Below are 26,945 nucleotides of genomic sequence, written 5' to 3' on the forward strand. Positions count from 1 at the left end.
AGAACCATGACAACAGAAACCTCCACCCCTTCCACACTCTCTTCCGCCGACATTGCGACGCAACGCCGCGCCGCCGTCGACCAGGCCCTGGCCGACGTGCGCGCCATCGCCGCCACGCAGCCCTTCGACCGCGCCGTGCTCGCGCGCGTCACGGCACGGCTCGAGCAACTGGCCTCCCACACCGCGCTGTTCACGCGCGCCGACTTTCCCCCGCCTGCCGAGACAGAGGGCGTGGGCGCCTCCACCCGTTACCGGCTCAACCCCGCGGACGGCGACGACGGCGTGGCGCTGTACCTGAACTCCATCAACCCCGGCAAGACCTCCATTCCGCACAACCACACGACCTGGGCCACCATCGTGGCGGTCGAGGGCCAGGAAGAAAACCGCGTCTACCGCCGCACCGACGACGGCAGCGACCCCGCCGTGGCCCGGCTCGAACTGGAGCGCGAAGTGACGGTGCAGCCCGGCACGTCCATCGGCTTCCTGGCCGACGACCTGCACAGCATCCACGTGATCGGCGAGCAGCCCACGCTGCACTTCCACCTGTACGGCCGGCCGCTGGAAACGCTGTCGCAGCGCATCGGCGTGAACCTGGAGACCGGCGCGGTCGTCAACTACAACGCCACGCAGCTCAAGCCGAGCAAGGTGGCCGCGTGAGCGAACGCGACACCTTGCACGTGAGCGAAGGCGACACCTTGCGCGCGCGCACCAAGCTGCTGCACGCCGGCGCACCCGCGCTGCGCGACGGCAGCGGCCCGGTCAACGTGCCCGTGGTGCGAACCAGCACCGTGCGCTTCGAGAACACCGCCGCGCACGCGGACTACCACCACCGCCGCACCGCCGGCGAGCGCGTGGCCGCGTACGGCCGCCACGGGCTGGACACGCACCGCGCGCTCGAAGACACGGTGACGGGGCTGGAGGGCGGGCACCGCGCCTTCCTCACGCCCTCGGGCCTGTCGGCGATCACGCTGGTGCTGCTGGCGCTGCTGTCGCCCGGCGACCACGCGCTGGTGGCCGACGGCGTGTACGCGCCGCTGCGCCGCGTCGACAGCACGCTGCTCCAGCGGCTGGGCGTGGAGGTCGAATATTTCTCGCCCACGCACGACGACCTGGCCAGCCGCATCCGGCCGAACACACGGCTGCTGTACCTGGAGTCGCCGAGCTCGCTGCTGTACGAGGTGCTCGACCTGCCGGCGCTCACCGCCGTCGCGCGCGACCGCGGCGTGACCGTGGCCACCGACAACACCTGGAGCGGCGGCTGGTTCTACCAGCCGCTGGCACTGGGCGCGAACATTTCCATCCAGGCCGCGACCAAGTACATCTCGGGCCATTCCGACCTGATGCAGGGCGTGGTGGTGGTCGACAGCCCGGCGCTGGCCGCGAAGATCTCGACCGCCTACGAGGCGCTGGGCCTGACCGTGGGCGCCGACGACGCCTACCTAGCGCTGCGCGGCGTGCGCACGCTGCCCGTGCGGCTGGCGCAGCACCAGCGCCACGCGACCGAAGTGGCGGAGTTCCTGCAGCGGCAGCCGCAGGTGTCGCGCGTGTTCTACCCCGCGTTGCCGGGCGACCCCGGCCATGCGCTGTGGAAGCGCGACTTCAGCGGCGCGAGCGGGCTGGTGTCCTTCGAGTTCAGCCATGCCACGCCGGCGGCGGCCAACGCCTTCGTCGATGCACTCGCCCTCTTCAGCATCGGCGCCTCGTGGGGCGGCTACGAAAGCCTGGCGCTGGTGGCGCAACCCGAGCGGCTGCGCGAGCACCGGCAATGGACCGGCAATGCGCCGGTGGTGCGCCTGCACATCGGCCTGGAAGACCCGGCGGACCTGATCGCCGACCTGGCGCAGGCGCTGAACAAGGCCCTGAACACGGCCCTGGCCACGGCTCTGGGCGGAGCCACCGCGCCGCGCTGATTTCCTTTCTCACAAGAACACCTCACCTCATGTCCTCGAACCCTCATTCATCTTCCGCGCCGCTCGATGCGCGCGTGCGCGTCGCCGTCGACGTCGGCGGCACCTTCACCGACGTGGTGCTGTTGCGCGGCGCAGAGAAACACACGCTCAAGGTGCTCACCACGCCGACCGCGCCCGAGCAGGCCGTGCTTGGCGGTGTCGAAGAAGTGCTGCAGAAGGCTGGCGCCGGCTGGGCCGATGTCGACCTGCTCATCCTCGGCACCACGCTGGCCACCAACGCGCTCATCGAGCGCAAGGGCGCGCCCACCGCGCTGCTGACCACGCACGGCTTTCGCGACCTGGTGGAAATCGGACTGGAAGACCGCTTCGCGCAGTACGACGTGTTCCTCGACAAGCCCGCACCGCTGGTGCCGCGCCACTGGCGCCACGGCGTGGTCGAGCGCGTGGACGCGGCCGGCCGCGTGATCACGCCGCTGGACGAGGCGCAGGTGGCCGTGCTCGCCAGGCAGCTGCTGGCCGACGGCATCGAGAGCGTGGCCGTGTGCTTCCTGCACGGCTATGCCAACCCCGCGCACGAGCGCCGCGTGCGCGAGCTGCTGCGCGAGCACGCGCCCGGCCTGTGGGTGTCGCTGGCCTCCGACGTGTGCCCCGAGATCCGCGAGTACGAGCGGCTGTCGACCATCAGCGCCAATGCCTATGTGCAGCCGCAGGTGGCGGGCTACCTGCGCCGCCTGCAGCAAGGCGCCACCGCGCGCGGCCTGCGCGCCGAGCCCTTCCTCATGACCTCGGGCGGCGCCATCACCACGCTGCAGGCCGGCATCGACGAGCCGGTGCGGCTGGTCGAGTCGGGCCCCGCGGGCGGCGCCGTGCTGGCGCGCCAGGTGGCCGAGCAGATCGGTGCGTCGCGCGCGCTCTCGTTCGACATGGGCGGAACCACGGCCAAGATCTGCTTCATCGACGACTACCAGCCGCAGATCAGCCGCAGCTTCGAGTTTGGCCGGGTGCACCGGCACCTGAAGGGCTCGGGCCTGCCGATTCGCATCCCGGTCATCGAGATGGTGGAAATCGGCGCGGGCGGCGGCTCCATCGCCCGCGTGAACCACCTGGGCGTGGTGCAGGTGGGCCCCGACAGCGCGGGCTCCTCGCCCGGCCCGGCCGCCTACGACCTGGGCGGCGAGCTGCCCACCGTGACCGACGCGCATGCCGCGCTGGGCACCATCGACCCGGCGCGCTTCGCGGTCGGCAAGGTGCAGCTGGACCCGCAGCGTGCGCGAGATGCGCTGCTGCAGGGCCTTACCGCGCAGACCGGCCTGGACGTGGAATCGGCCGCGCAGGCCGTGGTCGAGATCGTGACCGAGAACATGGCCAACGCCGCGCGCGTGCACGCGTCCGAGCTCGGCAAGGTCGCGGAAGAAAGCACGCTCATCGCCTTCGGCGGCGCGGCGCCGCTGCATGCCGCGTTGCTCGCGCGCAAGCTGGGCGTGGCGCGGTTGGTGATTCCGAATTCGGCCGGTGTCGGCTCGGCGCTCGGCTTTTTGTGGGCGCCGGTGGCGTACCAGACCGTGCGCAGCCTGGCGCAGCGGCTCGACCGCATCGACCATGCCGCCGTCGACAGGCTGCTGGCCGAGCTGACGGCGACCGCCGACGACGTGGTGCTGCGCGCCGCGCCCGGTGCCGCGCTGGTGCGCCACCGCCAGGCCTTCATGCGCTATGCGGGGCAGGGGCATGAGATTCCGGTCGAGCTGCCTGAAGGGCCGTTCGATGCAGCGGCGAGCAAAGCGTTGCACGAGCGCTTCGAGGCGCGGTACGCCGCGCTGTACGGCCGCAGCCTGCCGCACATCGCGGCGGAGGCGGTGAGCTGGTCAGTGGCGGTGGAAGCCGGCGGCCGCGATGCGCCAGAGCCCGACGAGGTGGTGGCCGATACCGGGCGCGCGGCGCCTTCGGGCACGCGCCGCCTGTACGACGCCGACACGGGCCAGTGGGCCGAGGTGCCGGTGTACGAGCGCCAGTCGCTGGCCGCGGGCAAGTGGATCGCAGGGCCGGCGCTGATCGTGGAAGACGAGACGACCACGCATGTGATCGCGGGCTTCGAGGCGCGTGCGACGCGGCTCGGGGCGCTGGTGCTGGACGACAAGGCTTCGGTGCGGCACGCCGATGCAGAAATCGCCGAAGAGGCCGCGGCATGAGCAAGACCCGTCTTGCCCCTTCCCCCTTTGGGGGAAGGCTGGGATGGGGGCACGACGGCGCTGGCCCCCACGCGGCGCCTCATCGACCGCCGCTTGCCCCCACCCCTGCCCTCCCCCGGAAGGGGAGGGAGGAATTCCGCATTGCTCCTTCCCCCTTTGGGGGAAGGCTGGGATGGGGGCACGACGGCGCTGGCTCCCACGCGGCGCCTCATCGATCGCCGCCTACCCCCACCCCTGCCCTCCCCCAGAGGGGAAGGGAGAAATACCTATGACCGCCGCACCCGCACGCCAGCAACTGCGCCAGCAGCTCGTCTGGAGCCGCCTGCTCGCCGTCGTCGAAGAGCAGGCGCAGGCGCTCATCCGCACCGCCTTCGGCACCCCCACGCGCGAGGCCGGCGACCTGTCGGCCGGCGTGTTCCTGCCCGACGGCCGCATGGTCGCGCAGGCCGTCACCGGCACGCCGGGCCACGTCAACTCGATGGCCGATTCGGTGCTGCACTTTCTGCGCGCCTTTCCCATCGACACCATGCGCGACGGCGACGTGTTCGTCACCAACGACCCATGGAAGGGCACGGGCCACCTGTTCGACGTGGTCATGGTCACGCCCGTGTTCCACGGCGGCCAGCCGGTGGCGCTGTTCGCCTCGACCGTGCACGTGGTCGACATCGGCGGCGTCAACGCCGGGCCCGATGCGCTGGAGATCTTCCACGAAGGCCTGTTCCTCCCGCCGCTGCGCTTCGTGAGCCAGGGCGTGATCGAGGAGGCCGTGCTGGACATCGTGCGCGCCAACGTGCGCGAGCCCGGCCAGGTCGAGGGCGACTTTCATGCGCTGGTCGCCTGCAACGCCGTGGGCGCGGTGCGGCTGCAGCGGCTGCTGCGCGAGTTCAAGCTGGCCGACCTGCAGGCGCAGGGCGACTACATCATCGAACGCTCGCGGCTGGCCATGCGCGAGGCCCTGCGCGACTGGCCCAAGGGCACCTGGCGCAACCACATGACGGTCGATGGTTACGACACGCCGCTGGAGCTCCACGCGGCCGTGACCATCACCGACGACGGCATCCTGGTCGACTTCGAGGGCACGTCGGCCAGCATCGCGCGCGGCATCAACGTGCCCAAGGCGTACACCGACGCGTACACCTCCTTCGGCATCCGCTGCCTGGTGGGCGCCGACGTGCCCAACAACTCGGGCTCGCTCGCGCCCATTCGCGTGATGGCGCCCGAAGGCTCCATCGTCAACGCGCTGCCGCCGGCCGCGGTGGCGGCGCGCGCGGCCATCGGCCAGATGCTTCCCGACTTGGTGTTCGGCGCGCTGCGCCAGGCGCGACCCGACCGCGTGCCGGCCGAAGGCGCGTCGTCGCTGTGGAACATCCGCCTGTTTGGCGGCCAGCCCATCGAGGGCGGGCCGAACGATGCGCTGCGGCGCGCGCGGCGTTTCAACATCGTGAGCTTCTCGACCGGCGGCACCGGCGCGCGGCCGGGCAAGGACGGGCTCTCGGCCACGGCCTACCCGAGCGGCGTGCGCAACGTGTCGCTCGAAATCCTCGAGACGCAGGCACCCCTGCTGTTCCGCCGCAAGGAGTACCGGCCCGACTCGGGCGGCGCCGGCACCTCGCGCGGCGGGCTCGGCCAGGTCATCGAGATCGAGAACGCCGACGGCGACCCGATGGTGCTTTCCGCCACCTGGGACCGCGTGCGCTTTCCCGCGCGCGGGGCGCTCGGCGGCAGCGACGGCGCACCCGGCGCCGCTCGGCTCAAGCATTCGGGCACCGCGCTGCGCGGCAAGGGCCGCCAGGTCATTCCCGCGGGCGAGGTGCTCGTGGTCGAGACACCCGGCGGCGCGGGCCTGGCCGACCCGGCACAACGCGACCCCGCGCTGGTCGCACGCGACCTGAAAGCCGGGCTGGTCACCAGGACCGCACCCACCCCTTCCGAAGATTTCGCAGGAACCGCTGCATGAGCACTCTCCAAACTCCCAAGGCGCTGGCCAGCAGCCAGCTCATCCGCAACCAGCTCGCCTGGAACCGGCTTCTTTCCGTGGTCGAGGAACAGGCGCAGGTGCTGATCCACACCGCCTTCGGCACCTCGACGCGCGAGGCCGGCGACCTGTCGGCCGGCGTGTTCCTGCCCGACGGCCGCATGATCGCGCAGGCCGTGACGGGCACGCCGGGCCACGTCAACTCCATGGCCGAATCGGTCAAGCACTTTCTGCGGCGCTTTCCCGTCGACACGATGGAAGACGGCGACGTGTACCTCACCAACGACCCGTGGAAGGGCACCGGCCACCTGTTCGACATGACGATGGTCACGCCTGTCTTCCACGGCGAAGGCGCGGCGAAGAAGGTGGTGGCGCTGTTCGCCTCCACGCTGCACGTGGTGGACATCGGCGGCATCGGCTCCAGCCCCGACGGGCTGGAGATCTACCACGAGGGGCTGTTCCTGCCCATCCTGCGCTTCGTGCGCCAGGGCACGGTCGACCCGGCCGTGCGCGCCATCATCCGTGCCAACGTGCGCGACCCCGAGCAGGTCGAAGGCGACCTGTATGCGCTGGTGGCCTGCAACGAGGTGGGCGGCCGCCGGCTGCGCACGCTGCTGCGCGAGTTCAGGTTCGACGACCTCGAGGCGCTGGGCGACTTCGTCATCGCGCGCTCGGCCCAGGCCATGCGCGAGGCGCTGCGCGACTGGCCGCGTGGCACCTGGCACAACACCCTGGTGGCCGACGGCTACGACGCGCCCATCACGCTGCAGGTGTCGGTGACCATCGCCGACGACGGCATCGTGGTCGACTACGCCGGCACTTCGGGCACGGTGGCGCGCGGCATCAACGTGGTGAAGGCGTACACCGACGCCTACACCTCCTTCGGCATCCGCTGCCTCGTGGGCTCGGACGTGCCGAACAACGCGGGCTCGCTCGGGCTCATTCGCGTGGAAGCGCCCGCGGGCTGCATCCTGAACGCGTTGCACCCGGCCGCCGTCACGGCGCGCCATGTGGTCGGCCAGCTGCTGCCCGACGCGGTGTTCGGCGCGCTGCGCCAGGCCCGCGCCGACAAGGTGCCGGCCGAAGGCGCCTCGTCGCTGTGGAACCTGCAGCTGGTCGGCGGCGAAGTGCTCGCGGGCACCAGCCAGGCCGACGCCGAGGCCGTGCGCCGCGGCGCGCGCTTCAACGTCATCAGCTTCTCGACCGGCGGCACCGGCGCGCGGCCTGGCAAGGACGGGCTGTCGGTCACGGCCTACCCGAGCGGCGTGCGCAACGTGTCGCTCGAGATCCTGGAGACGCAGGCGCCCGTCGTCTTCGAACGCAAGGAGTTCCGCACCGACTCCGGCGGCACCGGCGCCGTGCGCGGCGGCCTGGGCCAGGTCATCGAGGTGCGGCATGCGCAGCCCGACGCCGCCTTCCTGATTGCCGCGGCCTTCGACCGCGTCGACAACCCCGCGCGCGGCGCGCTCGGCGGTGGCGACGGCGCACCGGGCCGGCTGCGGCTGGCCTCGGGCGCCACGCTGCGCGCCAAGGGCCGGCAGATCGTGCCCGCGGGCGACCGGCTGGTGGTCGAGACGCCCGGCGGCGGCGGCCTGGGCGAACCTTCGAAGCGCGACCCCGCGCTGGTGGCGCGCGACCTGCGCGAAGGGCTGGTGTCGGCCGAGGCCTCCGCGGCGTCGGTCCGTGCCGGTGCCGCGTCGTTAGCACCGGTCACTGCCTGATTTTTTCTGTTCTTCCGACTTCTTTCCTCACACCATGCTTTTCTCGAACAACGCTTTTCCGCTTCGCAGCGCCCTTCTTGCCGCGCTGCTCGCCGTGGGCCTCGCGGCCCACGCCGCGCCGCCCAACCACAGCGGCACGCTCACGCTGCTGTCGACCAGCGAGCCGACCGCGCTCGTCACCATCGGCAACGTGGCCACGCCCATCCTCAGCGTGAGCGCCAAGGTCACCGAAGGCCTGCTGAAGTACGACTACGACGTCAACCCGCAGCCGCAGCTGGCCACCAAGTGGGCCATCAGCCCCGACGGCCTCACCTACACCTTCACCCTGCGCCAGGGCGTGAAGTGGCACGACGGCAAGGACTTCACCTCGGCCGACGTGGCGTATTCCATCGAGCTGCTGAAGAAGATCCACCCGCGCGGGCGCAACACTTTTGCCAACCTCACCGCCATCGACACGCCCGACAAATACACCGCCATCTTGCGGCTGTCCAAGCCCGCGCCGTACCTGATTCGCGCGCTGGTCGCCACCGAGACGCCCATCGTGCCCAAGCACATCTACGAGGGCACCGACCCGGCGAACAATCCGAACAACAACGCGCCCATCGGCACCGGCCCGTTCAAGTTCAAGGAGTGGGTGCGCGGCAGCCACATCGTGTACGAGCGCAACGCCGACTACTGGGACAAGCCCAAGCCCTTCGTCGACCAGCTCATCGTGCGCTTCGTGACCGACCCCGCGGCGGCGGCCGTGGCCTTCGAGACCGGCACCGTCGACCTGGGCTACCGCACCCCCGTGCCGCTGGCCGACCTGGAGCGCCTGAAGAAGGTGCCCGCGTTGCGCTTCGAGACCAAGGGCAACAGCTACTCGTCGAACGTGACGCGCCTGGAGTTCAACCTCGACAACGAGTACTTCAAGAACGAGAAGGTGCGCCAGGCCGTGGCCCACGCCGTGGACCGCGGCGTGATCGTGAAGGTGGTGAACTACGGCTACGGCCAGGTCAGCTACTCGCCCATCGCGCCGGGCCTGAAGGCCTTCCACGACCCCGCGCCCTCGCCCTATGCCTTCGACGTGAAGAAGGCCAACGCCCTGCTCGACGAGGCCGGCTACCCGAAGAAGGCCGGCGGCGTGCGCTTCGCCGTGCCGCTGGACTTCAACCCCATCGGCGCCGACGGCCCGCGCCTGGCCGACTACCTGCGCTCCGCGCTCGCGCGCGTGGGCATCGCCGTGACCGTGCGCGCGCAAGACCCGAGCGCCTTCATCAAGCGCATTTACACCGACCGCGACTTCGCCTTCACCCACAACGGCGCCAGCAACCTGTTCGACCCCACCGTGGGCGTGCAGCGGTTGTACTGGTCGAAGAACTTCATCAAGGGCGTGCCCTTCTCCAACGGCACGCACTACCAGAACCCGGTGGTCGACAAGCTGCTGGAAGACGCCGCCGTGGAGAACGACCCGGCGAAGCGGCTGAAGCTGTTCAAGGACTTCCAGGACACCGTGGCGCGCGACGTGCCCGACCTGAACCTGTACCAGCCGGTGTTCATCACCATCGCCAACCAGCGGGTGCATGACCATTCGCTGACGGCGGATGGGGTGGAGTCGAATCTGGCGGATGTCTGGGTGGATGAGGGGAAGAAGTAAGCGCTGGGCGCACGCTTCTTGCCGAAATGACGCGATGTATATACACTAATATATACATCGCACTTTCCGGGAGTCAGCCATGCAGCAATCGACCGCCAAACTGTTTGCCACCGGGGGCAGCCAAGCCGTCCGCCTGCCTGCCGAGTTTCGGTTTGACGGCACTACCGAGGTCTATATCCGGCGCGATGAAGCGACCGGCGACGTCATCCTGTCGACCCGCGCCCCGGCGGATTGGCACGCGTTCATGCAACTGCGCGAGCAACTGGGCACCACTCCTTCCGATTTCATGCCGGTGCGCGAGCAAGGCGAAGAACAGCGCGATCCGTTCGAGGGTTGGAAGGAATGACGCTGTACATGCTCGACACCAACGCTGCCAGCGAAGCCATCCGCGGCAACCCGGCTTTCGACAACCGCTTGCAGGCCTTGGCTCCCGGCCAATGGTGCATTTCCGCAGTGACTTGCTCCGAACTTCGATTCGGTATCGCCCGTCGGCCCGAAGCCGTGCGGCTGCACCGCATCGTGCAAGAGTTCCTGCGTATCTCCCCCATCCTGCCCTGGGACGCGCAAGCGGCGACGAGGCATGGCGATCTGCGTGCCCAGCTGAGAGTGAGCGGCACGCCCATCGGCGACTTCGACGAAATGATCGCGGCCCATGCGCTGGCGGTCGGTGCCGTCGTCGTCACGGACAACACACGGCATTTCGCACGCGTGCCCGGCCTCGTGCTCGACAACTGGCTTCGAGCGCCGAGCGGACACTGAACGCGGGACCTCAACCCCACACCATGAGATCGAGCGGCGTCTCCAGCAACCTCCTGCTCCCCGACGCGCCGACATGCACCATGTCACCAAGCGCGGCCCCGCCGAGCCCCTTCACGAAGAAGTTCGGATGCAGCTCGAACATCGCGCCGGAGACGGGCTTCAGTGCCTCCGGCCTGCCCGGATCGGTCGGGTCCGCATACTGCGGAAAGGCCGCGACGGAGCGCGGCTCTTCGTAGCTCAGCCCCAGGCCGTGGCCGCTGCGAAAACGGAAGATGTCCGCCGCCGCGACGTCGGGCAGTTCGCGCGACAGGATGGCCTGCAGTGCGGCCTCCACCTCGCTGAGATCGCTTGCAATGTCGAACGCGCTCAAGCCCGTATCGAACATCTCGCGCGCAATGCCATGCAGCCTGCGATGCAGCGGCAGCGCCCGCTCGTACGACCCCATGCGTATCGCGTGGCCCCAGTAGCCGTCGAGCTTGAGCATGACGCCCAGCAACACCTGGTCGCCGGGCTCCGGCCTGCGCCGGTTCTCGTGCGGCAGGTACTGCGGCCGTTGCGCGGCGGGCGCGATGGTCAGCCAGGTCTTGCAGTACTCCGCACCCGCGAGCAGGGCGAAGTGCTCCAGTTCACGCTGGGTCTTCCACGCCTCGCTGTCCGCACCGAGGAATGCGGGGAAGCCCGTGAAGAGCACGTCGCACAACGCCGCCGCATTCGCGAGCGCCTCGACCTCGGGCACGGTCTTGGCGGCGCGCCAACGGTCCAGCTCGGGGGCAATGTCTTCCCACCGCAGCTGCGGCAACGCGCGCTGCAACGATTGCACCGTCTGCCACTGCATCTCGGACCATCCCACCTGGCCCACGCTCGCAGCGTCTTTTTCGGACATCGCCAACAGCTCGCGCACGGTCTCGCCGAGCAGCGCCGGTGCCGCGAAGACCACGGCGTCGACCTGCGCGAGCTGCGGTGCCGCATGCAGCTGGAACGGATTCGACACGACCAGCGTGCACCGGCCGGGCTCTACCAGCAGCGTCGAAGGCGACTCGACGCCGTCCCAGTCGACGAACATGCGCAGGCACGCGTTCGAGCGTGTGGCCGCGCCCAGCGCCCCGCCTTGCGCATGGACCAGCGCGGCGCGCAAGCCGCGCCGGCGCAGCAGCTCCCGCAGCAAGCCGAGCCGGTCGGCCCTCAGGTGCAGCAGCGATGCACCGCCGCTCACTTGAGCGCGACCTTCTTGCCGGCCTCGAAGCGGTAGAGCGTCATCGCGGGATTCTTCAGCTCCCCCGTGGCGTCGAACGCGATGCGTGCGGTGATGCCGTCCAGCGACGTGTTGAACAGCTCGCGCGCATACACCGCCGGGTCGGCCGAGCCGGCCTTCACCATCGCCGCCGCCAGCACCATGGTCGCGTCGTAGGCATACGGCGAATAGATCTGGAACTCGCCCGGGTACTTCGCCTCGTAGCGCTTCTTCCATTCGATGACCTTGGGCGAAAGCTCGGCCGCCGTGCCGCTCTCCGCGCACACCACGTTGGCCAGCGTGCGCGCACCGCCGGACAGCTCGGCCAGCTTCGAAGTGCAGATGCCATCCCCGCCGAACAGCCGCACCTTGTCCATGCCGAGCTGCGCGAGCTGCCGCACCATGGGGCCTGCCTGCGAATCGGTGCCGCCGTAGAAGATCGCGTCGGGCGCCTTGCCGCGAATGGTGGTGAGGATGGCCGAGAAATCGGTCGCCTTGTCCGTCGTGTATTCCTGCGCGACGATCTGGATGCCCTTGGCCAGAGCGGTCTTCCTGAACACCTCGGCCACGCCCTGCCCGTAGGCGGTGCGGTCGTCGATGACGGCCACGCGCGTGAACCTAAGCTTGTCCGCCGCCAGCGCGGCCAGGCCGGCGCCCAGCTCGTTGTCGTTGGCCATCATGCGAAAGCTGGTCTTGTAGCCGCTCTGCGTGAGCTTCGGGTTGGTGGCGGAGGGCGTGAGGTTCGGCAGATCGCAGTCGCTGTAGATCTTCGCGGCCGGAATGGCGGTGCCGGAATTCATGTGGCCGACCACGCCGTTGACCTTGTCGTCGCAGAACTTCTGCGCCACCGCCGTGCCCTGACGCGGGTCCGCGCCGTCGTCCTCGGCGGCGACGACGAAGCGCGCCTTCTTCCCGCCGATCAGCACACCCCTGGCGTTGAGCTCGTCGACCGCCAGGCGCACGCCGTTGGCGGTGTCCCGACCCAGGTGGGATTGCGCGCCGGACAGCGGCGAGGCACTGCCGATGGTGACGGTGAGCCCGTCGTTGGCCGCCGAGGCCGGCCGCGCCACGGACAACGAAAACAACGCGAGCAGTGCAAGCACCGGTGCGCAGGGAGTGAGGTGGGTGGGGGCATGCATCGAGGGGAACTCCGGAAGTGGTTGAACTCCGGGCGAAGTGTTCCCGCGCCGCTGCGCGGCGGCAAACCAGAAATTCTTGGGGAGCGCCCCAACTTTTTGCGGGGACCGCGCGGCGTCAGCGCGCGAGCACGTCGCAGCTGCTGTTCGCGATGAAGTCCTCGCACGAGGCACGCGCCATGTCGACCAGCGCATCGGCCAACGGCGACGCCGGCTCCATGCGAAAGCTCGCCACCAATGGCAACGCGGCCGGCGCCGGCGCCACGTCGAGCGCCACCAGACGCCCGTCTAGCAGGTCTTGCTGTATCACGGCCACCGGCAGCAGCGAGCTGCCGAAGCCCGAGCGCGCCATGTCGATCATGGCGCCTATCGACGAGAAGAAGCTGATGCGCAAGTCCACCGATGCGCCCGCGCTCTGGGCGATGTTGCGGTAGACGCCCGACTCCCGGTAGAACGAAATGATCGGATGCTTCGCAAGGTCCTGGAAACCCATGGCCGCCCCTCTGGGCAGTTGCGCCGCCAGCGAGGGGCTGGCAACCCAGCGCATCGCGAGGTTGGCGATGCGCCGGTTGTCGATGAAGCCGGGCGTGATTTCTTCGGAAAGAATCGCGAAGTCGAGCGTGCCACGCAACAGGTCGTCGCGCAGGCGCGGCGTGAGGTCGGAGCCGATTTCCAGCGTGGCCCGGGGGTACCTTTTGGCGAAGCGCGACAGCAGGTCGGGCAGCCAGGTGTGGGCGACCGTCTCGATCACGCCGATGCGCAACATGCCCGAGAACGCATCGGCATGGCCTACGGCGTTGAACATGCGCGTCTGGAGCTCGATCATTTTTTCGGCATAGGGCACCAGCTCGGTGCCGCTGTGCGTGAGCAGCACGCCACGGTGGTCACGCTCGAACAGCCGCACACCGAACTGTTCCTCCAGCGTCGCGATGCGGCTCGCCACGGCGGCGGCGGTGGTGTGCAGCATGTCGGCGGCGGCCTTGAAACTCCCCAGCTTGGCGACGCAGACGAAGGATTCGAGAAATCGGACGTTCATGGGTCGCGGATTCTGCACCTTGCCGCTTTTGAGCGCTGCCGGTTCGGGGCGTGCTCGTTGTGAGCAGCGGTCGTTGCTCGCCGCGAACCGACAGCGTGTCCAAGTGAACAGGGCGTCGGGTGCTTCCCGCAGCGAAATAAAGGGGGAGCCCGAAGGGCGGAAGACATTCGCGGAGGGAAGTACCCGGCGGCCTGTTCACCCGCCCCGAACATTCCGCCGCAGCGTCAAGAAATCCTCAAGCAGCCTTCCGCTGCTCCCCCCCAGGCACAGCAGCAATCAGGCTGCGCGTATACGGATGCTGCGGCCGGTCCCAGATGTCCCGGTGACTTCCGGTCTCCACGATCTGGCCCTTGTTCATCACCATCACGCGGTCGGCGATGTAGCGCACCACCGACAGGTCGTGCGAGATGAACAGGTACGACAGCCCGAAGTCTTCCTTCAGCTCCACCAGCAGGTTCAGGATTTGCGCCTGCACCGACACATCGAGCGCCGACACCGGCTCGTCGAGCACGACCAGCGAAGGCCGCAACACCAACGCACGTGCGATGCCGATGCGCTGCCTCTGCCCGCCCGAGAACTCGTTCGGAAACCGCCTCCCCGCGTCCGCCGGCAACCCGACGCGCTCGAGGATGGCCGCGATGCGGTTGCGCCGCTCCGCGCGGTCCGACACACCGTGCACCTTCAGCACCGACTCGATGATGTCGAACACGCTGCGGCGCGGGTTCAGTGACGCATACGGGTCCTGGAACACCATCTGCACACGACGGCGCCAGGGCTTGAGGGCCTTTTCCGACAGCGACGCGATGTCGGTCCCATCGAACACGATGCGGCCCGACGCCGGGTTCACCAGCCGCAGCAGCGTGCGCGACAGCGTCGACTTGCCGCAACCCGACTCGCCCACCAGCCCGACCGTTTCTCCCGCGCGAATGTCGAACGACACGCCGTCCACCGCATGCAGCACTCCGCCGCCCCGCTTGGGGTAATCGGTGCGCAGCGCTTGCACCGACAGCAAGGGCTCCCCCGCGGCAGCACGAACGGGCAAGGCACGCACGGTCGAGCTGGGCACGGGCACGTGCAGTGCGAAGTCGCGCACACCGGTCACGGGGTTGAGCCGCGTCTGGATTTCCGGCAGCCGCGCATCGGCGTAGTGCAACGAGCTGCCCGCGTGCAACGACGCGCCGAGCAAGCCGCGGGTGTACGCATGCGCGGGCGCGGCGAAGAGCTTCGACGTGGGCGCCTCCTCGACCTTCTCGCCGCCGTACATCACGGCCACGCGGTCGGCCCATTGAGCGACCAGGCCCAGGTCGTGCGTGATGAGCAGCAGCGCCATGTCGAGCTCGCGGCGCAGGCCGTCGAGCAGTTCGAGGATCTGCGCCTGGATGGTCACGTCCAGCGCGGTGGAGGGCTCGTCGGCCACCAGCAGGCGCGGCTTGCAGGCCACGGCCATGGCGATCATCACGCGCTGGCGTTGGCCGCCCGACAGGTGGTGCGGATGGTCGTCGATGCGCTGGTGCGGCTCGGGAATGCGCACGAGGTCGAGCAGCTCGATGGCGCGCTTGCGTGCTGCGAGCGCCGAGAGCTTTTCGTGACGCCGCAGCGTTTCCTCGATCTGCGCGCCGATGGTGTGCACCGGGTTCAGCGAGGTCATCGGCTCCTGGAAGATCATCGCGATCTCGCGGCCGCGCACTTCGCGCAACTGCGCCGGCGACAGCGCGAGGATGTCGCGCCCGTCGAAGTGGATGTTGCCGCGCAGCACCGCGCCGGGCGCGAGCAGCCTCAGCAGCGCGAGCGCGGTGGTCGACTTGCCGCAGCCCGACTCGCCCACGAGCGCCAGCGTTTCGCCGCGCTGCAGGGTCAGGTCCAGGCCTCGAACCGCCTGGATGGGGCCGTTCGATCCATGGAAGAAAACGTCGAGGCCGCGCACGTCGAGCAGCGGCGGGGTGGTGGTGACTGGGTCTAGTGCCATTTCAGTGGGCCTGGTTTTTTGGGCTCTGTCTTTCGGGGCGTGTGCAAAGGCTTCTGCACTTGGGCACGCTGTCGGGGAACCGCGATCACCTAGCGCCCCCGCAACCGCGGGTTGAACGCATCGTTGAGCCCATCGCCCACGAGGTTCAACGCCAGCACCGTCAGCACGATGGCCGCGCCCGGCAACGCCGTGAGGTACCACGCCGTGCGCAGCAGCTCGCGCCCCTGCCCGATCATGCTGCCCCACGACACAGCATTCGGGTCGCCCATGCCCAGGAACGACAGCGCCGACTCGATGAGGATGGCGCTCGCCACCAGCACCGACGTGGTCACGATCACCGGCGGCAAGGCGTTGGGCAGCATCTCCTGGAAGATGATGCGGGCGTGGCTGAAGCCCTGGCTGCGAGCGGCGAGCACGAACTCGGTTTCGCGCAGCGCGCGGAACTCGGCGCGCACCAGCCGCGCGATGACCGGCCACGAGGCCAGGCCGATGGCGAACACGATCACCGGCACCGAGGGCTGGCCGATGGCCACCACCACGATCACGAACAGGAACGACGGCATGGTCTGGAACAGCTCGGTGATGCGCACCAGCACGTCGTCGATGCGGCCGCCGAAGTAGCCGGCGGTGGCGCCCACGAGCACGCCGATCACCAGGCTCAGCACGGCGGCCACCACGCCCACCGCGAGCGACACGCGCGCACCGTGCGCGATGCCGGCGATGACGTCGCGGCCCAGCGAGTCGCTGCCCAGCGGATAGGCCGCGTCCTGGCCCGGCCACAGCAGCGGCGGCGCGACCATGTCGAGCGGGTCGCCCGGGTACAGCCACGGCGCGAGCAGCGCCAGCACGAGCATGAACACGAGCAGCACCACGCCAGCCACCGCTGCAGGGTTGCGCAGGAAGGCGCGCACCGCGGCGTGGCGGCTGGAGAGGGGCTTGGCGTCGACCGCGGCCTTGGCGGCGACCGGTGCAACCGGTGCTGCCAGCGGTTCGGTGCGACGCACTGGCGGATGCGCTGGCGGATTCGCGATAGCGGAATCGAGTGTGAAAGGTGTGGACATCGAGCGCTTTGAAAGCTGGAATTCGAGAGAAGAAGAAAAGAAACCGCGGGTGCGCTTCAGCGCACCTGGATGCGCGGGTCCAGCCACGCGTGCAGCAGGTCGACCAGCATGTTCGCCACGATGACCAGCAGCGACGACATCAGCAGCACGCCCAGCAGCACGGTGTAGTCGCGCCCGGCCACCGAGTCGAAGGCCAGGCGGCCGAGGCCGGGCCAGCTGAACACCGTCTCGACCACCACCGCGCCGCCCAGCAGCGTGCCGAAGTGCATGCCCGCCACCGTGGTGACCGGAATGAGCGCGTTGCGCAATATGTGGCGCAGGTTGACCGTCCACGGGTGCAGGCCCTTGGCCTCGGCCGTGCGCACGAAGTCCTGCCGCGCCACCTCGAGCATCGCGGCGCGCGTGAGGCGCGAGAAGATGGCGATGTAGAACCCGGCCATGGCCAGCGCCGGCAGCACCAGGTGCCGCGCCACGTCGACCACGTGCGTCCAGCCGGTGTAGCCCGCGCCGATGCTCTCGCTGCCGCCGGTGGGCAGCCAGCCCAGGTGCACCGAGAACAGCACGATGGCCATCAGCCCCAGCCAGAAGCCCGGCGTGGAATACAGCAGCAGCGCCAGCACCGAGAGCGTGCGGTCTTGCCAGCGGCCCACGCGCGTGGCCATGACCGTGCCCGCGGCAATGCCGATGGCCAGCGCGAAGGCCAGCGCCGTGATCATCAACAACAGCGTGTTGCCCAGCCGCGCGCCGATGAGCGACACCACCGGCATGTTGTAGCGCGGAGAAACACCGAGGCTGAAGTGCGCCAGGTTGTTCAGGTAGGCGAACAGCTGCTGGATGACCGGCAGGTCGAGCCCGAAGTGCGTGCGCAGCTGCGCCATGCTCTCCGCGGTGGCCGAGCCCGATTCGGCGGCCACCACGTCGGCGGCGTCGCCCGGAATCCACTGCATCAGGACGAAGTTGAGAAGAATCACGCCGATGACGGTCGGCACGGCCTGCCAGGCCGTGCGCACCAGCGTGCGGCTCGCGCTGCGCAGGTTCATGACGCTGCCGCCTCGCTGGCCTTGACCAGCCGGATGCCCACGTCGCCTTCGCGTTCGAGCTGCGCGACCAGGCCGATTTCCCAGTCGAGGTACTGCTGGAAGCCGGCGTCGCGTTTGGCCAGGTCGGCATGCGCGTAGGGGCTGTACCAATGGTCGTCGTCGCCGGTCAGCACGCCTTCGGGGCCGGTGGCGGTGGGCAGGCGCGCGGCGCTCCAGGCTTGCGTGCCACCCGCGATGGCGCGCACGGTGCGCCCGGTGCGCGCAGCCAGCTCGGCCGCCACGGTGCGTGCCAGCACGCCGTCGGACGACGTGAGCACCACGACCTGCGACGCAGGCAGGTCGGCGGTGAACTCCTGCAGACGATCAGGCACCGCGAAGCGCGCGCCCGCGATGTGCCGGCGCTCGAAGGCCGAGCGGCGCTCCACGTCGAAGGCCACGGCCTTGCCGGCCTCCAGCGCCGCGGCGGCTTCGCGCGGCGCGATGTCGGGGGTGAAGGCCCGCAGCGCCAGCACGCGCACCGGCTCGGGGCCGAGCACGCGCACGGGCAATGCCGGCGGCGACAGCACAAACACCTCGTGCCCGCCCAGTTGCGCGAGCCATGCGCCGGTGGTCAGCGCGCGCACGCCGTCCCAGTCGGCCAGCACGATGCGCGCGCGCCGCGTGCCCACGTATTCGTCGGTGGCCTGCACCAGCTGGCCGCCCGGCGCCCAGCGCCAGCCTTCGAGGTGGCCGGCTTCGTACTCCTGGCGGGTGCGCACGTCGAACCGGTACAGCGAGCGCTCGTCGGCGTCGGCCTCGGCCTGGAAGCTCGCGAGCGTGGCCGCGTCGATGCGGCGCACGCCGGCGCGCGCGGCCACGTCCTCGGCCCGCGCACGGGCGCTCTGGCGTGTTTGCTCGCCCGGCTCGGGCAGCGGCGCCGCGCGGCCGTGGGCCAGCTCGCGGCCGGCCAGCAGCCAGGCCATGGTGCCGTCCTTGAGCGACACCACCTTGTTGGGAATGCCCGCGTCGATGAGCGTCTGCGCGCCCACGATGCTGCGCGTGCGGCCGGCGCAGTTCACCACCACCAGCGTCTCGGGCCGGGGCGCGAGTTCCTGGATGCGGTAGACCAGCTCGGCGCCCGGCAGGCTGTGCGCGAACGGCAGGCTGAAGTCGGCGAACTCCTCGGGCGTGCGGCTGTCGACCACCACGATGTCGTCGCCGCGCTGCACGCGGGCGTGCAGGTCGTCCACCGAAATCCAGGGCGTGTGCTTCTGGTGCTCGATGACCTCGCCGAAGGCCTTGCTCGGCACGTTGCTGCCGCTGAACAGCTCGTAGCCCGCCGCCGCCCAGCCTTCGGTGCCGCCGGCCAGCACCGACACGTTGCGCCAGCCCAGGCGCACCAGTTTGGAGGCGGCCTCGTGCGCGAGCGATTCGTCGGCGTCGGCCAGCACGATGCGGGTGCCGCGGCGCGGCACCAGCCGGTCGATCTGCACCTCCAGCCGCCATAGGGGCGCCGAGGCGGCCAGCAGGATGTGGCTGCGCACGAACACGCCGGTCTCGCGCACGTCGAGCAGCGCGATCTCCTCGCCGTCGGCCAGCGCGGCCTTCAGCGCCTGCGGCGTGGTGGCCGGATGGCGGATGTTCTTCGGCGGCGCAAAGTGCCTGAAGCTGCCGCCCTCCTTGCCTTGGAACACCACGCGGCGGTCGAGCAGCTGCAGCGCGCGGCCGTAGAAGTGCAGGTGGCGGCCGTCCTGCCCGCCGATGAGCTCGATGGTGTGCACGTCGTCGGGCAGCAGCACCACGGCGCTGCCGGCGGCCACGTCGACGGTGGCGGTCTGCACCAGCGCATCGCGCGCGGGGTCGGCGGTTTTCTCGCGGCGGTAGAGCACGTTGCGCTCGTTGCCTTCCACGCCGGTAATCACGGCCCAGGTGGTGTGGTCGTGCGGCGGCTGAGCCTTGCCCGCCAGGCCGGCCGACAGGTACAGCGCGAAGCCGCCGTCGGCGTCTTCGGCCAGGCGGTAGACCTGCGCGGGGCGCGCCGCGTCGATGGGAAAGTGGGCGGCGGGGAACAGCGACTTCTGCTGGCCGAGCGCGATCAGCGCATCGGCCACGGCCTGCAGGGTGGGCTTGTCGGCTGCGTCACCCTTGTGGGCGAGCAGCCCGCGGGCCTGTGCCAGGAAGGCGTCGATGGCGCGCGCTCGCGCGCTGGCAATGTCGTTGCCCGCGGTTTCCACGGGGAGGTCGGAGAGGCTCATGGGGGGACTTTCTGGGGGCAGGAAGGCAATTCGACAGTCAGGCTAAGCCGGCCACCGCGCGCGCCCAACGAAGTTTTTCTTCTACGCATATCCGGTTTGCTTCGTTGGAGACGGCCGGCGCGGCTCCTAGATTGGCCGGCACATGACAACAAACTCCCCTCTTCTCGTCCCGGCCGCGCCGCGCCGTGCCGTGCTGGGCGCATTGGCGCTGGCCTTCAGTGGCTTCGGCGGCTTCAGCGCCCTGGCGCATGCCGCCGATGACGCGGCCGGCTTCCCCTCCAAACCCGTCCACATCGTGGTACCCGTGGCCGCTGGCGGCAGCGCCGACAAGCTCACGCGGCTCATCGCGCAGGGCCTGACCGAGCGCTGGGGACAGTCGGTGGTGGTCGAGAACCTGGCCGGCGCCAGCGGCACCATCGGCGCGGCCCGCGTGGCCAAGGCCCCGGCTGACGGCTACACGCTGCTGCAACAGGGCGAAGGCCTGACGCTCAACGGCATTCTTTTCGACCGCCTGCCCTACGACGGCCAGAAGGCCTTCACGCCGGTCATCAAGGCGGTGGTGAACCCGCAGATCCTGGTGGTGAACCCCAAGACGGGCATCACCGATTTCCGCGGCTACCTGGCGCGCGCCAAGGCCAAGCCGCAGTCGATCAGCCTCGGGCTGCCGGGCAACGGTGGCATCGCCCACGTGGCGCACGAAATGATCGCGCAGGACACCGGCGCGCAGGTCAACTACATCCCCTACTCCGGCGGCGGGCCGGCCACGCTCGACGTGCTGGCCGGCCATGTGGACGCCACGCTCATCACCCTGGCGGCCGTGACCGACCACGTGCGCGCCGGCAAGCTGCGCGCGCTTGCCGTGACCACGCCCTACCGCTCCGCCGCGTTGCCCGACGTGCCCACCATGGCCGAGGCCGGCCTGCCCGGCTTCTCGGTGGAAAGCTGGCAGGGCTACTTCGCGCCCGCGGGCACGCCCGCCGCGGTGGTGGCGAAGATCAACCGCGACATCGAGGCCGTGATCGCGTCGCCCGACACCCGCGCGAAGCTGGAAGACATGGGCTTCAAGGTGGCCGGCGGCACGCCCGCCGACATGGCGCGCACGCTGGCGGGCGAGCGCGTGCGCTACGCTAAGACCATCCAGACGGCGGGCATCACCTTGCGCTGACGCACTGCGCCGGGCGGAGGGTCAGGCCGCCAGCTTCTGCGCCCCGCGCTGCCACAGCGCAGCGGCGTAGAACTCCTCGCCGAAATCGGCCGGCACCTCGGCCCGGGTGCGCGCCTCGTGCAGCGCCAGGTCGGCGTGCAGCAGGTCTTCGCTGATGCGCCGCACCACCGCCGGCACATAGCCGCGAATGCTCGGCACATCGCCCAGCGGCAGCCCGGTGGTGGCAAAGCCGCCGGGGTTGTAGGTGTGGATGTCGCGCAGCCAGGGCGCGCTGCCCGGCGTTTTCTCGATGTATTCCAGCCCCGCGCCCAGGTACGGCGCGGCGCCCAGTTCGTCGTCGCGCTCGTGCGCCTCGGGCTGGTAGCGGTCGCGCCAGCGCAGCACCAGGTCGGCGATGCCGGCCAGCTCGGGGCGTTGCAAGAGTTCGTGCGTGTAGCCGGTGCCGGCGATCACGAAGTCGAAGTGAAAGCGCTCGTCGTGCACCGAGGCCACCACCTGGCTACCCTGCACCTGCGCGCCCTGCCACGGCGCGCCCACGTGCAGGTGGAAGTTCGAAAAGGCCAGCACGCGCTGCACCGAATCGGGCGGCGGCGTGGTGCCCAGGCGGCGGTAGCGCGCCGCGTGGTGCCAGCGCGTGGCGTCGGGCAGCGACAGGTAGTTGTCATAGAAGCCGGGGTAGCCGCGCACGCGCGCCACCGGCGTGGCGGCGATGCGGTCGCGGCGCGAGAACAGGTGCACGGCCGCGGCGCCGTTTTCGAGCGCCACCGCCGCGGCATCGAAGGCCGACGCGGCACCGCCGATCACCGCCACCGTCTTGCCCGAGAGCGCCGCGAAGTCGATCGCGTGGCCCGTGTGGGCCGCCAGGCCCTGGCTCACGGCGGTCGACAGCAGCTCGGGAATGAAGGGCGCGCCGCTGCCGACCACGCCGTTCGCAAAGATCAGCTTACGCGCCGTTTCCGTGCGCGGCGCGCCTTTCACCTCCAGGTGCAGCCTGAAGTGCGGCACGGCGCCGTCAGGCACCGGCTCGAAGCGCACCAGCCGCGTGTGGTAGCGCACCGTGGTGCCGGTGATGCCGCGGAACCAGTCGAGGTACGCGGCCCAGTCGGTGCGGCCGATGCGGTCGATGGCGGCGTAGGCCTCCTGCCCGTGGCGCGCCTCGTACCAGGCCTGGAAGCCGAGCGCCGACACCGGGCCCTCGGGCCCGACCAGGTTCTTCAGCGTGCGCAGCTTGTGCATGCGCGCCCGCGTGAGCCATACGCCCGCCTGCGAGGCGCCGCCCGCCTCGTCGATCACGCTCACGCCGCCGATGCCTGCGCGCTGCAGCGCGAAGGCGAAGGCGCTGCCGCTCTGGCCGCTGCCCACGATGAGCACGTTGTGGTCCACGCCGTCGTGCGCGGGCACCCAGTTGGCGGGCGCGGGGCCGAGCAGGCGCAGCGCTTCGTGGGCACGATGGTCGGGGTTCGATGGCGACGCGAATGTCATGGGCTGGAGGCTGCCGAAGGGCAAGCAGCGGAAGTACGGTGGAAGAAAAGTGCGGGCCCCGAAGGGCCCGCGAACCGTCGCCGCTTTCCGGCGACCAGGAGACACTCACCCTCGAAGGCAAGAGCTGACATTCTTGGCCAACAAGCGCGCCGGCCCAAGCACGGAAAACGCATACGCTGATCCGTTTTTCGTTCTTTGCGTTCGCACGGCCGGCACGGCCCGCCCGGTGCATCCCGGCCGCTGCATATGCAAGCGCGGTTTTCTTCGTTGATGCGTTGCGCCCGCGCTTCCTACGATGCGGGCCTCCCAACACTTCGAACGCTCCCGTGCCGGAGCGCGCCGCCATGTCCATCGAGTCGCCCTCCGCTTTCTGCGTTCGCGCCGTTCCTTCCAGGCGCCTGGCACTCAAGACGCTCGCGTCGCTCACCACGCTGGGCGGCCTCGGCGCCCTCGGCCTGGCCGGCTGCTCGCGCGGCGACGACAAGGGCGCCGCGGCCGGCGGCCCCGCCGTGGTGAAGCAGGCCGGCGACAAGGTCGCCTTCAAGTACCCCGACAACCCCTCGTTCGACCTCATCTACCTGGCCGACCAGCTCGGCTACTTCGAGGGCACCAACACGCGCCCACAGTACGTCGGCAAGATCGCCGCGCCGCAAATCATTCCGCTGGTGGGCACGGGCGAGATCGACTTCGGCAGCCGCATGGTGCCGCTGGTGATCTCGGCCATTGCCTCGGGCGCCGACCTGAAGGTGGTGGCCGCCGGCGGCAAGACGCTGCAGGAGGCGCCGCACATGAAGTACTTCGTGCGCAAGGACTCCGGCATTCGCACCCCGAAGGACCTCGAGGGCAAGACCATCGGCTTCAACAGCTTCGGCGCCTGCGCCGAGTTCGTCACCAAGAAGTACCTGCGCCAGCACGACGTGGACGTGAACAAGATCAACTTCGTGGTCATTCCCGACGAGCAGGCCGAGCAGACGTTGGTCACGCGCAACACCGACCTCGCCATCATCCACGCGCCCTTCTCGGGCCGCGCCGAGAACGCCGACCAGCTGGTGCGCCTGTGGAGCGACTTCGACCTGGACGGCGGCCTGGGCGGCATGGCGCCCTACAGCGCGCACGGCAAGTTCATTCGCGAGCACCCGGAGGCCGTGCGCGACGTGGTCACCGCGCTGGCCAAGGCCGGCAACTGGGTCAACGCCAATCCCGAAGAGGCGCGCAAGCTGGTGGCCAAGCGCATCAACATGGAGCTGAAGAACGTCGACCGCTTCGCCTACGTGGACGACCTGGTGATCACCGAGCCACCGATTCAGTACTACGTGGACATACTGCAGTCCGAGGGCAAGATCCCAGCCGGGAAGGTCGCCGTGAAAGAGGTCTACACGAACGAGTTCAACCCGTACGCGAAGACCTGAGCGCCATGACCATCAAGATCACGGCCCACGGCGTGCGCATGGACTATGCCGCGCGCGGCGCCAGCGAACGCGTGCGGGTGCTCGAGGGCTTCGACCTCGAGGTGCGCGAAGGCGAATTTTTGTCGGTGCTCGGGCCTTCGGGTTGCGGCAAGTCGACCTTTCTCGGCATCCTGGCGGGCCTGACCACGCGCACGGACGGCCACATTGCCATCGACGGCCAGCCCATTGCCGGCATCAACCGCAACCAGGGCGTGGTGTTCCAGGGCTACGCGCTTTTTCCGTGGCTGTCGGTGCTCGACAACATCGCGGTCGGGCTGGAGATTCGCGGCCTGGGCAAGGCCGCGCGGCGGCGCATCGCGCAGGAGTACCTGGAGCTGGTGGGGCTGCACGGTTTCGGCGAGCGCTATCCGCACGAGATTTCCGGCGGCATGAAGCAGCGCGTGGCCATCGCGAGGTCGCTCGCCTACGAGCCCGACGTGCTGCTGATGGACGAGCCCTTCGCCGCCCTCGACGCGCAGACGCGCGAGGTGCTGCAGGGCGAGCTGCTGCGAATCTGGGAGCAGCACCGCAAGACCATCGTGTTCATCACGCATTCGCTGGAGGAAGCGGTGTACCTGTCGGACCGTGTGGCGGTGATGACGCAGCGGCCGGGGCGCATCAAGGACATCATCGACATTCCGCTCGCGCGACCGCGCTCGGCGGAGCTGCGGCACACGGCGGAGTTCGCGGCGCTGCGGCATCGGGCCTGGGAGGTGTTGAAGGATGAGGTGCAGTTGGGGCAGCCGGCGCAAGCGGTGAGACCGGCGAAGCAAGCTGCGGGAGCGTTGTCATGAGCGCCGCGTCTTGCTCCCTCTCCCCTTGGGGAGAGGGTTGGGGTGAGGGCCGGCTGCGGTGGCAAGGGTCGCGTGCGTGCACAGGCCGACACCCTCACCCCCGCCCTCTCCCCAAGGGGAGAGGGAGCCGAACCGCCACCGCGAGCAGCGCATCGACCGCCTCTTCGCAAACGGAGGCCTTCAAATGAGCGCCGTGCTCGAAGCCCCCAAGGCCCCCACACCAACCCGCCTCCTCAAGTTCGCACGCGGCAGCCTCCGCTGGGCGGAGCGCGGCATCGGCATCGTGCTGTTCCTCCTGCTGTGGGAAGCACTGCCGCGCCTCGGCGTGGTGAGCGACGCCTACCTGAGCCCGCCCTCCGCGGTGCTCGCCGCCATCGCCCAGCTCATCGACAACCACCAGCTGTGGAAGCACGTGGCCGCCAGCCTGCAGCGCTCGCTGTGGGGCCTGGTGCTGGCCAGCGCCGCGGGCGTCGTGCTGGGGCTGCTCATCGGCGGCTTCAAGCGGCTGGCGGCCATCGTCGACCCGGTGCTGCAGCTGTTCCGGCAAACGTCGGCCTTCGCGCTCTTTCCGGTGTTCATCCTGTTCCTGGGCATCGGCGAGCTGTCGAAGGTGGCGATCATCTTCTGGGCGTCTTTCTGGCCCGTGCTGCTCAGCACGGTGAGCGGCGTGAAGCAGGTCGACCGGCTGCTGGTCAACTCGGCCCTGTCGATGGGTGCATCGCGCCGCTTCATCTTCTTCAAGGTGGTGCTGCCGGCGTCGTTGCCGTCGATCTTCACGGGCGTGCGGCTGGCGGGGGCGTACAGCATCACGGCGCTGGTGGCGGCGGAGATGATCGGCGCGCACTCGGGCCTGGGTTTTCTCACGCTGAACTCGCAGGAAACCTTCCAGATTCCGACCATGTACGCCGGCATCTTGATGCTGGCGGTGCTGGGCCTGCTGCTGAACTATCTGCTGGCGCTGCTGGAGCGCAGGCTGCTGCGCTGGCGCCGGGGGTTGAGCCTCGATGAGTGACGCAGCCACCGACCCGCGCGCCCGCAAGCAGGCCACGCGCGCGGCCGCAGGCACGCTCGTGCTCACCGCCGTGGCGCTCGCGGTGCTCGGCGGCATCGGCAGTTCGTGGGCCTTCGCGGACCCGGCCGATGCGCGCCTGCCCGCCTCGCTGACGTGGCTGCGCCTGCTCGACACATCGCCCCAGCTCGCCAGCCTGCCGAAAGGCCCCGTGCTGGCGCGCGCACAACAACGCGGCGAACTGCGCGTGGGCGTGCGCCGCTACCCGCGGCCGGCCCCGCCCGAGTCGCCGACCCCGCCCGAGCCCGACGCCTTCGACGCCACGCTGGCGCGCCAGCTCGCCGATTCGCTCGGGCTGAAACTGAAGCTGGTCGGCCTCGCAGCCGAAGAGCGCGAAGGGGCCTTGCGCGACGGCCGCATCGACCTGCTCGTGGCCGGCGTTGCAGACGCCGCGGCACCGCAACCCGGCATCGCCGCGGCAAAGGGCAGCTACGACACCGGCCGCGGCCAAGTCTTGGCGCTGCGCCGTGGTCGTGTGCAGGACGAGGCGGCGTTGCGCGGTGCGTCGGTCTGCGTGGGCGAAGGTTCGGGCTACGCGGGCGCGGTGGCGCAGCGCTACGGCGCGCAGCCGCGCAGCTACCCCTCTTCGGTGCACGCGGCCTCGGCTTTCATGGCCGGCGAATGCGCGGCACTGGCCGACGACGGCGAGGTATTGCAACGGCTCATGCGCAACGAGGAGTGGCGTTTCTACAAGCCGTTGGCGCAAGGCCTGCCCCTGGGGTCGGACGCGACAGTGCGGCTGGCCGAAGGGGATGCCGTGTCGCGCGACTACATTGCCGCGGCGCTGCGCCGTTGGCACTCGGACGGCACGTTGGAGAAGGCGCGCAGCGCGCGGGCGGGCAACCTGCAGTTCGAGATCACGCTGTTGAAGGACGGGCTGGTTTGTCATTCCTGAGGCGCAGGGTTTTGTTTGAGGTTTGTGTTCAGGGCGTGTGAACAGGCCGCCGGGTACTTCCCTCCGCGAATGTCCCCCGGGGCTGCGCCCCTCCTCCTTTTACCGGGACTTCTCCAATCCGCAAGCGGCGGTGCGAGTTTGGTTTTTCAATAGGCGGTATTGGCTGCGTCAAGGTGAGGGCCAAGCTGCAATAGAACCAGG

The 26,945-nt window shown here is 69.7% G+C and carries 21 protein-coding genes; 13 read left to right on the forward strand and 8 right to left on the reverse strand.

The genetic code is table 11. The annotated features are described in order from the left end of the window. The first annotated feature begins 6 nt into the window (after nt 1–6). The 8 genes from QTI51_RS21460 (at nt 7) to QTI51_RS21495 (ending at nt 10,187) form a co-directional block, all read left to right on the forward strand. Nucleotides 7–657, forward strand: a complete 651-nt coding sequence (locus QTI51_RS21460) for a cysteine dioxygenase family protein (RefSeq protein ID WP_116913598.1) — start codon at nt 7–9, stop codon at nt 655–657. Further along, on the forward strand, nt 654–1,910 hold the full coding sequence (gene metC / locus QTI51_RS21465) for a cystathionine beta-lyase (protein WP_286515662.1): 1,257 nt from the start codon (nt 654–656) through the stop codon (nt 1,908–1,910). Before QTI51_RS21460 ends, metC begins: the two co-directional genes overlap by 4 nt. A gap of 29 nt (nt 1,911–1,939) precedes the next feature. Beyond that, the gene (locus QTI51_RS21470) at nt 1,940–4,096 is read left to right on the forward strand and encodes a hydantoinase/oxoprolinase family protein (RefSeq protein WP_286515664.1); all 2,157 of its coding nucleotides are present in this window, start codon (nt 1,940–1,942) and stop codon (nt 4,094–4,096) included. Between the two features lie 268 nt (nt 4,097–4,364). Continuing rightward, complete coding sequence (locus QTI51_RS21475; RefSeq protein ID WP_116913596.1) at nt 4,365–6,053, forward strand: hydantoinase B/oxoprolinase family protein; 1,689 nt, start codon at nt 4,365–4,367, stop codon at nt 6,051–6,053. Continuing rightward, a complete protein-coding gene (locus tag QTI51_RS21480; RefSeq protein ID WP_286515666.1) occupies nt 6,050–7,792 on the forward strand; it encodes a hydantoinase B/oxoprolinase family protein in 1,743 nt (580 codons plus the stop codon). Before QTI51_RS21475 ends, QTI51_RS21480 begins: the two co-directional genes overlap by 4 nt. Nucleotides 7,793–7,826: 34 nt before the next feature. Beyond that, nucleotides 7,827–9,428, forward strand: a complete 1,602-nt coding sequence (locus QTI51_RS21485) for an ABC transporter substrate-binding protein (RefSeq protein WP_286515669.1) — start codon at nt 7,827–7,829, stop codon at nt 9,426–9,428. Nucleotides 9,429–9,507: 79 nt separating this feature from the next. After that, nucleotides 9,508–9,774, forward strand: a complete 267-nt coding sequence (locus tag QTI51_RS21490) for an antitoxin (protein ID WP_116913593.1) — start codon at nt 9,508–9,510, stop codon at nt 9,772–9,774. A gap of 8 nt (nt 9,775–9,782) precedes the next feature. Beyond that, the gene (locus tag QTI51_RS21495; protein WP_286515671.1) at nt 9,783–10,187 is read left to right on the forward strand and encodes a type II toxin-antitoxin system VapC family toxin; all 405 of its coding nucleotides are present in this window, start codon (nt 9,783–9,785) and stop codon (nt 10,185–10,187) included. Nucleotides 10,188–10,197: 10 nt separating this feature from the next. Here the strand turns inward: QTI51_RS21495 and QTI51_RS21500 are convergent, their stop codons facing one another. The 7 genes from QTI51_RS21500 to QTI51_RS21530 form a co-directional block, all read right to left on the reverse strand. After that, the gene (locus QTI51_RS21500; RefSeq protein WP_116913591.1) at nt 10,198–11,400 is read right to left on the reverse strand and encodes a M24 family metallopeptidase; all 1,203 of its coding nucleotides are present in this window, start codon (nt 11,398–11,400) and stop codon (nt 10,198–10,200) included. Further along, entirely contained in the window at nt 11,397–12,557 is a 1,161-nt protein-coding gene (locus tag QTI51_RS21505; protein ID WP_286515673.1) for a branched-chain amino acid ABC transporter substrate-binding protein, read from the reverse strand. The genes QTI51_RS21500 and QTI51_RS21505 overlap by 4 nt, the downstream gene beginning before the upstream one ends. A gap of 115 nt (nt 12,558–12,672) precedes the next feature. Continuing rightward, entirely contained in the window at nt 12,673–13,590 is a 918-nt protein-coding gene (locus QTI51_RS21510) for a LysR family transcriptional regulator (protein ID WP_165840519.1), read from the reverse strand. A gap of 235 nt (nt 13,591–13,825) precedes the next feature. Continuing rightward, nucleotides 13,826–15,556: an ABC transporter ATP-binding protein gene (locus tag QTI51_RS21515; RefSeq protein WP_116913588.1), complete on the reverse strand. Its 1,731-nt coding sequence runs from the start codon at nt 15,554–15,556 to the stop codon at nt 13,826–13,828. Between the two features lie 89 nt (nt 15,557–15,645). Beyond that, nucleotides 15,646–16,560, reverse strand: a complete 915-nt coding sequence (locus QTI51_RS21520; protein WP_286515677.1) for an ABC transporter permease — start codon at nt 16,558–16,560, stop codon at nt 15,646–15,648. A gap of 113 nt (nt 16,561–16,673) precedes the next feature. Next, nucleotides 16,674–17,657 carry an ABC transporter permease gene (locus QTI51_RS21525; RefSeq protein WP_116913587.1) on the reverse strand — a complete coding sequence of 328 codons (984 nt, stop codon included), beginning with the start codon at nt 17,655–17,657 and terminating at the stop codon, nt 16,674–16,676. Next, nucleotides 17,654–19,891, reverse strand: a complete 2,238-nt coding sequence (locus QTI51_RS21530) for a rhodanese-like domain-containing protein (protein WP_286515680.1) — start codon at nt 19,889–19,891, stop codon at nt 17,654–17,656. Before QTI51_RS21530 ends, QTI51_RS21525 begins: the two co-directional genes overlap by 4 nt. A gap of 142 nt (nt 19,892–20,033) precedes the next feature. Here QTI51_RS21530 and QTI51_RS21535 point away from each other — a divergent pair, with 142 nt between their 5' ends. Then, nucleotides 20,034–21,056 carry a tripartite tricarboxylate transporter substrate binding protein gene (locus tag QTI51_RS21535; protein ID WP_286515682.1) on the forward strand — a complete coding sequence of 341 codons (1,023 nt, stop codon included), beginning with the start codon at nt 20,034–20,036 and terminating at the stop codon, nt 21,054–21,056. A 21-nt stretch (nt 21,057–21,077) separates the two neighbouring features. Here the strand turns inward: QTI51_RS21535 and QTI51_RS21540 are convergent, their stop codons facing one another. Then, on the reverse strand, nt 21,078–22,538 hold the full coding sequence (locus QTI51_RS21540) for a SidA/IucD/PvdA family monooxygenase (RefSeq protein ID WP_286515684.1): 1,461 nt from the start codon (nt 22,536–22,538) through the stop codon (nt 21,078–21,080). A gap of 344 nt (nt 22,539–22,882) precedes the next feature. On the opposite strand from QTI51_RS21540, the gene QTI51_RS21545 reads away from it, so the two are divergent. The 4 genes from QTI51_RS21545 to QTI51_RS21560 all read left to right on the forward strand — a co-directional run bounded on the left by QTI51_RS21545 (nt 22,883) and on the right by QTI51_RS21560 (nt 26,744). Next, nucleotides 22,883–23,947: an ABC transporter substrate-binding protein gene (locus tag QTI51_RS21545; protein WP_286515686.1), complete on the forward strand. Its 1,065-nt coding sequence runs from the start codon at nt 22,883–22,885 to the stop codon at nt 23,945–23,947. A 5-nt stretch (nt 23,948–23,952) separates the two neighbouring features. Beyond that, nucleotides 23,953–24,780, forward strand: coding sequence for an ABC transporter ATP-binding protein (locus QTI51_RS21550; RefSeq protein WP_116913584.1), 828 nt, complete (start codon nt 23,953–23,955; stop codon nt 24,778–24,780). A gap of 184 nt (nt 24,781–24,964) precedes the next feature. Further along, the gene (locus tag QTI51_RS21555) at nt 24,965–25,792 is read left to right on the forward strand and encodes an ABC transporter permease (protein WP_116913583.1); all 828 of its coding nucleotides are present in this window, start codon (nt 24,965–24,967) and stop codon (nt 25,790–25,792) included. Then, nucleotides 25,785–26,744, forward strand: a complete 960-nt coding sequence (locus tag QTI51_RS21560) for a transporter substrate-binding domain-containing protein (RefSeq protein ID WP_286515688.1) — start codon at nt 25,785–25,787, stop codon at nt 26,742–26,744. The genes QTI51_RS21555 and QTI51_RS21560 overlap by 8 nt, the downstream gene beginning before the upstream one ends. Nucleotides 26,745–26,945 lie beyond the last annotated feature (201 nt).

Source organism: Variovorax sp. J22G73 (assembly GCF_030317035.1).
Lineage (GTDB): Bacteria > Pseudomonadota > Gammaproteobacteria > Burkholderiales > Burkholderiaceae_C > Variovorax.